This window comes from Nostoc sp. 2RC (assembly GCF_014222165.1).
Classification (GTDB): Bacteria; Cyanobacteriota; Cyanobacteriia; order Cyanobacteriales; family Nostocaceae; genus Nostoc; species Nostoc linckia.
In genome coordinates this window covers 1-12624 of the sequence record NZ_JACKZU010000236.1, presented here as the reverse complement: position 1 = coordinate 12624, position 12624 = coordinate 1, and the positions used below count along the sequence as shown (strand labels likewise).

At 38.5% G+C, this 12624-nt stretch carries 6 protein-coding genes; 1 reads left to right on the top strand and 5 read right to left on the bottom strand.

Going from position 1 to position 12624, the window contains the following annotated elements; all coding sequences use genetic code 11:
- Positions 1–81: 81 nt before the first annotated feature.
- The 5 genes from GNE10_RS23095 to GNE10_RS23075 form a co-directional block, all read right to left on the bottom strand.
- A complete protein-coding gene (locus tag GNE10_RS23095; RefSeq protein WP_185567168.1) occupies positions 82–1188 on the bottom strand; it encodes a response regulator in 1107 nt (368 codons plus the stop codon).
- A 79-nt stretch (positions 1189–1267) separates the two neighbouring features.
- Complete coding sequence (locus GNE10_RS23090) at positions 1268–2002, bottom strand: response regulator (protein WP_185567167.1); 735 nt, start codon at positions 2000–2002, stop codon at positions 1268–1270.
- Between the two features lie 230 nt (positions 2003–2232).
- On the bottom strand, positions 2233–6117 hold the full coding sequence (locus GNE10_RS23085) for a PAS domain S-box protein (protein ID WP_185567166.1): 3885 nt from the start codon (positions 6115–6117) through the stop codon (positions 2233–2235).
- Between the two features lie 223 nt (positions 6118–6340).
- Positions 6341–6748: a hypothetical protein gene (locus tag GNE10_RS23080; protein ID WP_185567165.1), complete on the bottom strand. Its 408-nt coding sequence runs from the start codon at positions 6746–6748 to the stop codon at positions 6341–6343.
- A 28-nt stretch (positions 6749–6776) separates the two neighbouring features.
- Positions 6777–7262 carry a hypothetical protein gene (locus GNE10_RS23075; RefSeq protein WP_185567164.1) on the bottom strand — a complete coding sequence of 162 codons (486 nt, stop codon included), beginning with the start codon at positions 7260–7262 and terminating at the stop codon, positions 6777–6779.
- A gap of 766 nt (positions 7263–8028) precedes the next feature.
- Here GNE10_RS23075 and GNE10_RS23070 point away from each other — a divergent pair.
- Positions 8029–12624, top strand: a 4596-nt coding sequence (locus GNE10_RS23070) for a PAS domain S-box protein (RefSeq protein WP_185567163.1), incomplete at its 3' end; no start/stop codon positions are given.

Below are 12624 nucleotides of genomic sequence, written 5' to 3'. Positions count from 1 at the left end.
ATAATTCAAACAAAATCTATAAATTATAGGAATTTTATTATATTAATAATTTTGATATTTGATTGTTAAATTCTCATTTTTTTACTTTTGATTACTTTGGTAAGGTAAAATAATGGTGACAATAGTTTGTTGTTCGGGAATACTATTAAATAGCAATTCACCGTCATATAATTTAATTATGTGCTGAACAATACTAAGCCCTAATCCAGAACCTTGTTGTTCGTTAAACTTGCGATTAAATTGAATAAATGCTCCGATTCTTTCAATTTCTTCAATTGTCATTCCTTTGCCATTATCAATTAAATGTAAACGAAATTTGTGACCATTGACATTGCTAATAACTCGAATTTGACTACCAGGTAAAGAAAATTTAAAAGCATTCTCTATTAATTCTTCAATGACAATCCTCAATTTATCTTCTGGCATTTGCAGGATTGATTCTGTAAGTTCGAGAGTTAAATCTTTGGTTCGACAAAATTCTCTAGCTCTTTGAAGACAAACATCACTAATAATTTTTTTAGCAAGACATTGTTCTGAATTTTCTTTAATTTGTTGAATTTTTTCGTTATCTCGAATGATTAATTCTAGATTAGAGTAGAGTAAAAAACGTTGAGTTAATCGATTGAGTCGGTTAGCTGAGGTGTAAATTAACTCTGCAATTTCAATTTCTTCAGATTCACGCATCATGCTACGATTGTCAACTAACAATTGTGACATTCCCAGAATTCCATTTAAAGGAGTATTGAGTTCGTGAGGTAATGAATGAGCGATATTGATTCTGAGTTCATCTAGCTGAGCTTGAGATTGACGCTGAACTACAGATTGTTTACGCAGACGAGTAGCGATCGCCTTTAATAATTCTTCAGTTGTAAATGGTTTTGTTAAATAATCATCGGCTCCGATTTCCATACCCTGACGAAAATCTGAACGTTCAGCTTTAGCTGTGACAAATATCAAAGGAATATTCGCTGTTGCTTCATTTTGACGCAGAGCAGCTAGTACACTATAACCGTCTAATTCCGGCATCATGATGTCGCAGATAATCAAATCGGGTAATTTGGTTTTAGCAATTTCTAATCCTATTTTGCCGTTGGGAGCTATCAAAGTTTTAAAGTCAGAAAGTTGTAAAATATCTTCAATATTTTCCCGAATTTGAGCTTCATCTTCTATGATTAAAATGGTATTCATTTATGAGATTTTTTAAGTATATTTAAAGTTAAAAATTGAGATTAATTTCATATTTTTTTTATGATTACAAAGTATTTCTTTATTTTTGATAATTAAGTAAATTAAATTTTTGCAGAATCTTGGCATTTTCTGGTGTAAGTAATACTTGTAAATTCTTGATTTCATTTAAAAGCTCGATTTCACGAGAGCATTCTTGCTGTAATATATTTAAGTAGCGATCGCGTTCGGCATTTGATTGAGTTTGTTTGAGCATGTGGATTGCCATATTAATATTAGAAAGAGGATTACCCAAATCTTGTAAAAGTTTTTGTAAAACCTCATTATGCATATCTGCTAGTTGTTTACTATCCTGAAGCTTTTGTGCATTTGCTTGTATTTCTTGCTTCAGTTTGGCATTTTGTTGACGTTCTTGTTCGTACTGTTGTCTAATTAAATCTGGTTTTTCTATCCGTGCCAGTCTAATCTCAATTGCCTTTATCAGTTCTTCTGGTAAGAAAGGTTTTGTAATGTAATCATCGGCTCCCAACTCCATAGCTTGGCGGAGATCGGTACGCTCTACTTTTGCAGTCAGAAAAATTACTGGTATTGACTCAGTTTCTACATCTTTACGTAAGCTTTCTAGGACGCTGTAGCCATCCAATCCAGGCATCATAACATCGCAACAGATCAGGTCTGGCTTTTCGGCTTTCGCCAACCGTAAACCCTCTAAGCCATCGTTTGCAGTAATAATATTAAAATCTGACAAAGTTAAAATCTGTTCAATATTTGAGCAGACTTGGATTTCGTCTTCAATTACTAATATTTTCTTATCCATACTTTTACTTAAAAAACTCATTTTGTTTATCGAGGTGTGATAGTTTATTTTTCCCAAAATTATTTATCAATAACACATTAGATTTTTATATAGCAATTTTTTATAAACTTGCAGCCAATAATTCTTAACTGATTTGTACCCTAGCCTGCTGGTTCACAGGCAGTAAGCGTATATACCTCGTTTGCACTTTGTTTAATAAAAATTAAGTTCATTTTCATAGAGAATAAATATTAACTTAAGGCATCGGTAGCAACTAGTGGCAATTCCACCCTAAATGTTGTGCCGACTCCGATTTGACTAGCAAAAGTGATTCGCCCTTTATATAGGCATACACATTTATTCACTATTGTCAAGCCTAATCCAGTGCCTGGTGTATTACCAACATTACTACCTCGGTAGAATGACTCGAATAAATGTTGCAGATCTTCTACTGAAATCCCAATACCTTCATCTTGAATCAGAAAAACTGCAATTTGCTCTTGAATTAACAAATCAATTTGAATATTACTGCCACTTGAAGAATATTTGACAGCATTTGAAAGTAAGTTGCTGAGAATTTGTCGCAGAAGTTGACTATCCATAATGAAGTAATTTTTGTCTGCTGGATTACCTTGATATTGAGGAGAAAAGACGAGGTGATGATTAGGCGAACTCAGCTGTAGTTCATCTATCAAAGTTTGACAGAAATTAACCAAATTAACAGAACTTGGTTTGAATACTAATTTTCCAGCTTCAGCTTTATTAATTAGCAAGATATCATCTAAAAGTTGAGTAGTATGTTGAACATAAGTTTGAATACATTGAAGATGCCTTTGTTTTTGTTGTTCATCTAGTTTATGACTAAAGCTTTTTAAAATTCCAGCAGAAGAAGCAATCACAGCTAAGGGAGTACGAAATTCATGGGATGTCATGGAAATGAAGCGAGATTTTAAATCGCTCAGTTCTTTTTCTTTTTCTAAAGCTTTAACAATTTGTTCTTCAGCTTTTTTGCGCTCATTTAATTCTATTTGTAATTGGGCGTAGAGTCCTGATTGTTGTGTAGCGATCGCTAGTTGATTTCCTAATTGTTGTAACAGTTCAATTTCTCCTGATTTCCATTCTCTAGGACGCGAACATTGGTGAGCAATTAATAAACCCCATAACTCACCGTGTTGAATAATTGGAATCACAAGTTTGGCACGAATTTGCATATCCTCCATAAACTGGATTAAGCAGCTAGGCGATTCGCGTAAATTGCGGTCAGAAAGAGCATAAATTTCACCTTGGACATAACGCAAATAACATTCTTTTGGAAAACATTCAGGCGGAAAAGATTCATTAAGGATACTTTTATATCCTGGTGTCAATGCTTCAGCAATTACTTTTCCCGTACCATCTGTGAAAGTACGGTAAATTAGGACGCGATCGACTTTTAATAACTTGTGAACTTCCGCTACTGTCACGTTTAAAATTGCTTGTATATCTAAAGATTCTCGGATGCGTTGAGTAATGATATTTACTAAATGTTCGCGTTCAATTGCAGCCTCTACTACTACCAACTGGTGTTTTAATTCTTCTTCTGCTTGTTTTTGATTTTGTATATCTTTAACTACGCCAATTGAACAAATCGGTTTGCCAAAAACATCCAGTATTAGAGAAACTGTCAAATTAATCCAGATTAAATTACCATTTTTATGTAAACAACGTTTTTCAATTGAGAATGTTTGCACTTCTCCAGATAAAAGTGCTTGTAAATTATTGTGATGATGTTTAATGTCTTCAAAGTAAGTAATATCTTGATATGTCTTCTTCAGTAACTCTTCTTGAGAGTATCCCAAAATCTCACATAATTTTTGGTTGACTTTAATAATTTTTCCATCTAAAGTTTCTAGTTTAATTCCTACAGCTGCTTGATTAAAAATAGCCCTTAATTCTGCCTCGCTTTCTTGCAATTCTAAAGTACGTTGCTCTACTATAGCTTCTAAATCTTGATTCAGTTGTTGTAGAGCTTCTTGTGCGCGTTTTCGTTGCAGTTCTGCCGACGCTCTAGCGGCAAATACTTTTAAAATGCCCTCAAATTTTTTAGGTTCAGCTATGGTTTTTTTATCTACTATGTATAGTGAGCCAATTGAATTGCCAAAATTATCGCTTAAGATAACTCCCATAAAACTTTCGGCTTCCATTGCAGCGGATCTTTGGGCTGTAGGAAAAAGTTGTTGGATTCCTGAAGTACAGTAGTAATATCCTTGCTTGAGCAAAATTTCGCAAGGAGTCGAGGTTGGCTCATAAAAAATATTAGGTTGCAACTGGCCATCAGACCAAAATCCTAAAGTCTGGACTTGTCCTTCAATTAATTCAGCGACAATAACATGACAGACATCTAAAGCAAAAGCAATGTATTCAACTAATGCTGGGAAAAAATCATTTCCTGTGGTGGAAGCTGTGCTTTCTACTAAACTTTGTAAAGCAATTTCAGCTTGTTTACGCTCTGTAATATCTTCAGCAATACCAGCGATCCGATACACTTCTCCCTGGTCATTTTTGATGGGGAAGGCGCGGCTGCGAATCCAACGTATTGCTCCATCTGGTCGAAGAATTCGGTATTCTTCATCATATTCGTTCTCAATTCTTTTTGGCGTATCTGTAATGAAGCGCTGGCGATCGCTTGGATGAACTGCTTCTAAAAATATATCAGATGATGTATAAACTTCTTCTGTAGAACGTCCCCAAATTTCTTCAAAAGCAGGACTTACATAGACAATTTGGCGATTATCTTTTGTAATATCAGTAATCCAAAACATACTTTTAATGTTTTCTGTAAATAAGCGAAATTTCTGTTCGCTTTCTTTGAGTGCAGCTTCAGCTTGTTTATATTCTGTAATATCCTCAGAAATGCACAGTAAGTATTCCGGTTGTTGATTTCCATCGTACAAAGGAATTTTTTTTGTATGCAAAATTCTTTGCCCAAAACTAGGGCTGTCAAGAGTCTCCTCAGAAATATCTTGAGGGACACCACTAGAAAAAGCTTCTTGGTCTTTTTGACGAAAAAAGTCTGCTTGTTCTTTGGGATAAAATTCGTAATCTGTTTTGCCAATGGCTTGTTCGGCTGTGATACCAAATATACGTTCGCAGGTTTGATTCCATAATTTAAATCTCCCAAAATTTTCTGGTTTTGCATCTTTAACAAACAGTGCAACCGGAAGATTATTAATCATGGAGGCTAAAAAATTGCGAGTCTGTTGGAGTTCTTGTTGTACTTTTCTACTTTCTGTAATATCGATACCCGTACAGACAATATATTCAACTTGGTTATGGTTATTAAGTAAGACGTTATTTGACCAAGAAATAATGCGGCGATCGCTATCTTTAGTAATTAAGTCAGTTTCGTATCGGTTGGGTAATTCTTTATATGCAAAGTTTTCAAATAAAGTTTTGATACATTCAATTTTTTTTGGTAATCGTAGAACATCCCAGATAAATTTGCCTTTAACTTCATCAAATAAATAACCTGTGTTTTGTTCGCAAGTATGATTAAAGCGCACAATTTTACCTTGGCAATCTAGCACCACAACTAGAGCATCCGCAACATTCAAAACCGCAGAAACAAAGTTACGTTCTAAGCGCAGTTCGCTCTCAATTCTCTGACGTTCTGCGAGTTTAACTCGTGCATAATTATAGAGTCCTGCTTGTTGAATTGCAACGCCAAGTAGACTAGCAGGAGTGACTAATCCGATCGCTTCTCCTTGCTCTCCTAATATTGGTAGATGGCAAATTTGATGTTGTTTGAGCAAATTTAAAGCAGTAAAAGCATCTTTAAATTCTGCTATTTTCAGAGTTACTAGGTCTGTTGTCATCACCTCACGAATAGTGATATTTTCTAAACTCTTTCCTTCTGCTGTCAGCTTAATTAAATCTCTTTGTGTAAAGATACCCACCAACTGTGAGTTTTCCATAATTAGAACACAACTGTCGGCTTGAGATGTAATATTGTCGATTTCTTTAGTGGAATATTCTAAAGATTTATAATCTTTGTTTTGCCCATAACCAAAATTACCTTGTGGCTTATTTATTAATGCCACCACATCCAAAAGTAAAACTTCGGGACTAACCATTAAAGGATGACGAATAATAGTCATTTGTAAATTTTCAAAGCTGAGAGAGTTCATTAACATTTCTATAAATATCTAGTCGGATTAATTCTTAAAAAGAGTTCATAATATTATATCTAAAGTTAAAAATGTTACATTAAGAATATTTAACATTCGATAAATTAACCAGATTTATGTATGGAAACAATTAACTTAAAATTATTTTTTATTTAGTAGAGCACCTGAAGTTAAGCCAAGCAATAATTTAAAATTATTTTTTTAAATATTGCTGTAATGCCTCTATGTTGTTGAGGTAGTCATTATTAGCCACTTTTTTGATAATGTTGAACAGACTAATTAAAGACATTATCAAAAATAGAAAAACTATGATGATGAAAACATGATTAACAGTCCGAAAAATCCATCTTTTGGAATGGAAATTTAAACGTTTTTCTCTGCTCATTAGTAAAACAACATAAAATTGTTGTTGCAAAAAAGGAATAGAAACTCTGATGTCTATAGCGTGGCATTGAGTAATTTTACTACTTAATACTCTTTTTAATTCTGTTAATTGGGTATTAGTAAACTTTGATGCTGTTTCAGGAGGAATACTAGCCAAAAAATGTTTTACAAAAGGATCGGTTTTAGCAGAAATTTTGGTGAAATTATATTCAGACATTTTGTTTGCTTCTCAGTATAAATTAGCTTTAAAATAATAGATTGTGTTCTGAATCCCAACATTTATCGTCACGCCAAGTTCTACGAGTGTATTGACAGTCAAATTCATTATCAATCCAGGGTATTGATGTAGGGTTTTCTCCAAGAGATGAAAATGTATAATTAACTGAAGAAAGTACATTAGCAAAGATAGTAAAGCTAGAAGCCGACAAAACGATCGCAGTTGCAATTAAAAACAAACTATTAATGGGAGTCCATAAAGGATGTAAACTTTTTTCATATTGCAAACGCTGTTTTGAACGACGTTCATTTCCTGCTAAGAAAACTAGATAGAAATTCAATTTTGAGATTGGTAATGAAATTCGCAAGTCTAGAGAATGATTGCTTTTCGTGCTAGTCTCCAAGCTTTTTTCAATAGCTTTGATTTGTTCTGTATCAAAAGTATTTTTGATTGTTGGATCTATTTGAGTCCAAATATTTTCAAAAGATAAATTATGCATTGGTGTTTCAGTCATGGCTTTTATATAATCCTATTTTGAAAAATTTCCAGGCGAACGTTAGACATTACAAATACTTTTGAGTGTCTCGCAATTTGGAATAATTCTATTATTCAACTTTTAAATCAAAAAATAATCGAGGAAAAGCACGAATTTTTTTGCCGAATCATTTGAGAGTATTTACTTGTATTGCTAATGATAATTTAAGAATAAATACTGAGGTATGACTCTATAACCCATGCAAAGTTGAGCGAAGCTAGGGAAATGGGGAAGTTGAATTACTTGAAAAGCGCTGTAAGTTGGTTATTCAAAAAAGTTGGTACAATCTAGCTAATTTGAAAAACTCTTACTGTCTAGGTCAGCATTGACTGTAGATATCGCCTCAAACCAAGGTTTTGATACTGCTTGTCTGGCTGCGAGAGTATGAATTTAACTAACAGCAAATTTACTGAAAAACTCCAGAGCTGTTTACGTAAAATTGCGAATCGCATTATTGCATAACACGCAACAGTAGATGCAAGAAAACCAAAAAAAAGATGGGAAGAATTTACTTCTCCTGCTCCTGTGCCCCTTTGTCCCTCCCCGAAGCATACTGAATTTGAAATTACATACTGTAACTTGAATGTGGGCAATATGAGAATATCTCAAGCATTTCGTCTGCTCTGTATCTTAACTCTCTATCGATGTATAACTTAATATAAGTCATGCTATTGACATGATATTTAAAGAGATACAGTTTTGTTGAAATGCGTTTAAACGCGATCGCATTCGTATTTTCGACCCTATGACTCATGGTTTCCCCCTCACTATTGTGGTGGTTGATGATTGCGCTCAAAAGCGGATGGAAATTTGTCGCTGTTTGCAGTCAAAGTCGCTGTGCGATTATCGGATTTTCGAGTTTGGCACGGTGATGGAGGCGATGAAATGGTGTCAGCAGGAAATACCAGATGCGATCGTGCTGGATTTTTTATTGCCTGATGGCAATGGGTTAAAGTTTCTTCAAGAATTTAGGAAACAATTTAGCACTGACCAATCCGCGATCGTTCTCCTGACCACAGAAGAAGATGAACTTATAGCCGCCCGTGCCATCAAAAGCGGTGCCCAGGATTATTTAATTAAAGGCAACCTCACCCCTGAAGTTGTGCAACAATCAATAGATCGCGCAGTTGCACCAATTCTTCTCAGACGGCAACTAGAACAAAGTCAAGAACAACAACAACTCATTGCCGCGATCGCTTTGCGGATTCGTCAGTCACTCAACCTCCAAGAAATTTTGGCTGCAACTGCAACACAAGTGCGGCAATTTCTGGCGGCAGACCGGGTACTGGTTTATCAATTCCATCCAGATATGAACGGCACCATTGTCGCAGAGTCAGTACTTGATGGTTGGACAGTGGCTTTGGGGCAGGAAATTCGCGATACCTGCTTTCAAAAGCAAGCCAAAAGCGAATATGGCCAAGGGAAAAAACGAGCAATAGACGATATTTATCAGGCTGGCTTAACGAATTGTCATCTGCGTCTTTTGGAACAATTTGAAGTTAAAGCCAATCTGGTGGTGCCGATTTTAGTGGCAGGGGAATTATGGGGATTATTAATTGCCCACCAATGTTCGACATCTCGTCACTGGGAATCGGTGGAACTTTCCTTATTAGATCGACTCGCCGTGCAAATAGCGATCGCCATTCAACAAGCAACTGCTTACGAACAGCTACAGGCAGAATTAGCAGAACGCAAACAAGCACAAGCCGCTTTACTCCAAAGTGAAGCTCGTTTTGCAGCATTCATGAATAATAGTCCCACAGCTTCCTGGATTACCGATGAAAACGGCCGCATATTATATTTGAGCCAGACTTATCTTTGCACTTTTCAAATTCCAACTCAAAAAGTAGAAGATTTGATTGGCAAGACATTTTTTGAGATTTATTCGCCTGACATTGCTCAGCAGTTTGTGGATAATATTCGCCAGGTTGCACAGACTCAGCAGATTATTGATGTCATTGAACAAGCTCCCAGGCCAGACGGCACACTAGGCTATTTTTTAGTTTACAAATTCCCACTTGAGGGAACTGTCGGGGAATGCCTAGTGGGCGGAGTTGCAGTTGATATTACCGAACGAGTGCTGGCACAACAGGCATTGCAACAACTCAATCAACAACTTGAAACCAGAGTCGAACAGCGCACAGCAGCTTTACGTGAAAGCGAAGAACGCTTTCGCAAAACCCAAGCCCATCTGCTGGCGGCACAACGAATTGCCAATTTGGGCAGTTGGGAATTAGACTTACAAACTCAAGAAATCATCTGGTCGCCGGAGGTGTTTGAGATTTTTGGACGCGATCGTGCCTGTGGTACGCCAACCTACGAAGAATTCCGTCAGCTCATGCATTTAGGTGCCCAGACTCGTCACGATATTTTAGTGCAGCAAGCGATCGAACAAGGACGATCCTATGAAATAGAATATTGCTCAAATCGCTCGGATGGGACATTGCTTTATTTATTTTCCAGAGCTGAAGCGATATTTGATGCCAATGGTAAAGCCGCTTGCTTGGTGGGCACCATCTTAGATATTACCGAGCGCAAACAAGTAGAAGCAGCCCTTAGAGACAGCGAACGCCGTTATGCAACCTTGACAGAAGCCGCACCCGTGGCAATTTTCCGGCTCGATCCCGCTGGTCAATGTATTTATGTCAACGATCGCTGGAGCGAGATGACAGGTAAACCAACACAGGCAGCATTAGGAACGGGCTGGTTAAATATAATACTTCCAGAAGACCGCGAACGCCTGGAGTTGGCATGGTCTCAAAGATTTTGGCAAACAGGACTATACCGCAACGAAGCCAGATATCTGCAACCGAATGGTACTATCACTTGGTTCTACATCCAAGTGCTGCCCGAAACTAACCCCTTTGGCATCGTTATTGGCTACATTGGCACCCTCACGGATATTACCGAACGCAAACAAGCAGAGTCAGCCCTGCAAGAGAGCGAACGCCGCTATGCCACCTTGACAGAAGCCGCTCCAGTAGCCATTTTTCGCCTTGATGCTGTTGGTCAATGTATCTATGTCAACGATCGCTGGAGCCAGATGACTCTGAGGCCAACACAATCGGCATTGGGGATGGGGTGGTTAGAAGCGCTACATCCAGAAGATCGTCAGCGCCTGGGTTGGGAATGGTCGCTGAAATTTCAGCAAGGACGTGTTAACCCCACAGAATTCTATGAAAGCGAGGGCAGACACGTGCGACCCGATGGTAGCATCAATTGGTTTTATCTCCAGGTGCTACCTGAAATCAACGGCAGTAATGAAATTATTGGTTACGTCAGTACAATTACGGATATCAGCGATCGCAAACGAACTGAAGAACAACTGCATCACCTTTCCGAAAGGCTGACTCTGGCAATCAGTTCTGGAGGGTTCGGCATTTGGGAATATGATTTCGCCCAAAACAAACAAATTTGGGATGAGCGAATGTACGAACTCTACGGATTAAGTAGTAGCGATTTTAACAGTTCTTTTGATGCCTGGTTAAACTGCATCCACCCAGACGATCGCCCTTATATGCTCGAAGCCACTGAGCAAGTTCTCCAAGGGAAGCAAGAATATAATGTCGAGTTCCGTATCGTTCAACCTAATGGAAAAATTCGTTTCCTCAAAGGTTACGGTATTATCAAGCGTAACCACCAGGGCGAACCTGTGTGGATGATTGGGGTTAACTTTGATATTAGCGATCGCAAGCAAGCAGAACAGGAACTCATTCGCAACAGGGATTTGCTAGAAGCAATTTTTAACGAATCTGCCGATGCCATTTTTCTTGTCGATCCCGAAACGCTGCTGACTCTAGATTGTAATCGGCAAGCGGTGGAACTGTTTGAGGCAGATGACAAAGCCCAATTGATTAACATTGATGGGCAGACACTCCAGCACCGTCCATTTTCTGATAGCGAAATCGCTGGCATTGTCACAGAAATTGAATCGAAAGGTGTCTGGAGTCTGGAAATTGAATATGTGACTCTTCGGGGCAAGATTTTTTGGGGGAACATTGCAGCCAAGCCGATTACTGTCGCCGGACGCACCATAAATTTAATCCGGCTAACTGATATTAGCGATCGCAAACAGGCACAAGAGGCACTGGCGAAATATGCCCATGAAGTGGAAGATCTCTACAATAATGCTCCCTGTGGCTATCATTCTCTGGATAGCGATGGCCGATTTATCAAGGTAAACGAGACAGAACTGCAATTGTTGGGCTATACCCGTGGAGAAATGATTGGCAAACCTTTAGTAGATTTTTTCACAGAAGCCAGTTGTTTAGCCTTCTGGGTCAACTATAACCGCTTTCAAGAGCGAGGCTGGGTAAAAGATTTGGAGTATGAGATGATCTGTAAAGATGGCAGAGTTTTGCCAGTATTAATCAGTGCCACTGCCGTCAAAGATACCGATGGCAGATATCTCTACAACCGCGCCACCCTATTTGATATTAGCGATCGCAAACAAGCCGAGCAAGAACTAGAAGAATCGCGCAAAATGCTGCAAACGGTATTGGACACATTTCCCCAACGTGTCTTCTGGAAAGACCGCCAGTCGCGCTTTCTCGGCTGCAATCCGGCATTTGCTCGCGATGCTCAAATAGACCCCGATACCATCATCGGCAAAACTGACTTTGAGTTACCTTGGGCAAAGTGGGCACACCTTTACTGTGCCGATGACGCCAAAGTTATGAATACTAGAATCCCCAAGCTAGGCTACGAGGAGCCATTGGAAGGGCCGAATGGGGAGGAACTCTGGGTGCGAACAAATAAAGTTCCCCTGACCAATAGTACAGGCGATGTAATTGGTATCTTGGTATCCCACGAAGACATTACAGATCGCAAACAAGCCGAAGCCCAACTGCGGCAAACCAACATCGAACTAGCCCGCGCCACTCGCCTCAAAGACGAATTTTTGGCAAACATGAGCCACGAACTGCGAACCCCACTGAATGCGATTTTAGGTATGTCAGAAGGCATTATAGAAGGTGTCTTTGGTTCGATTAACGAACGGCAAGCAAAAGCGATCGCCACCATTGAGCGCAGTGGCAGACATTTGTTAGAACTAATCAACGACATCTTAGACTTGTCTAAAATCGAATCCGGCAAACTGGAATTACAGCCCAGTGACGTGCCAGTGAGAACCTTGTGCGATGCCAGCCTCGCCTTCGTCAAACACATGGCACTGAAAAAAAATATTCGCCTGAGTACTCACATCGCCAGCAATCTTAGCACCATTCAAGTAGACGATCGCCGTTTACGTCAAGTACTAATCAACCTACTCAGCAACGCCATCAAATTCACACCAGAAAAAGGGTCTGTCTCTCTAAAAGTCTGGCTGGAAGAGGCAGGGGGG

What these genes read in the sequence shown, in the direction of transcription:
- GNE10_RS23095 (WP_185567168.1), bottom strand. Translation starts at nt 1,188, where the DNA reads ATGAATACCATTTTAATCATAGAAGATGAAGCTCAAATTCGGGAAAAT.
- GNE10_RS23090 (WP_185567167.1), bottom strand. Translation starts at nt 2,002, where the DNA reads ATGGATAAGAAAATATTAGTAATTGAAGACGAAATCCAAGTCTGCTCA.
- GNE10_RS23085 (WP_185567166.1), bottom strand. Translation starts at nt 6,117, where the DNA reads ATGACTATTATTCGTCATCCTTTAATGGTTAGTCCCGAAGTTTTACTT.
- GNE10_RS23080 (WP_185567165.1), bottom strand. Translation starts at nt 6,748, where the DNA reads ATGTCTGAATATAATTTCACCAAAATTTCTGCTAAAACCGATCCTTTT.
- GNE10_RS23075 (WP_185567164.1), bottom strand. Translation starts at nt 7,262, where the DNA reads ATGACTGAAACACCAATGCATAATTTATCTTTTGAAAATATTTGGACT.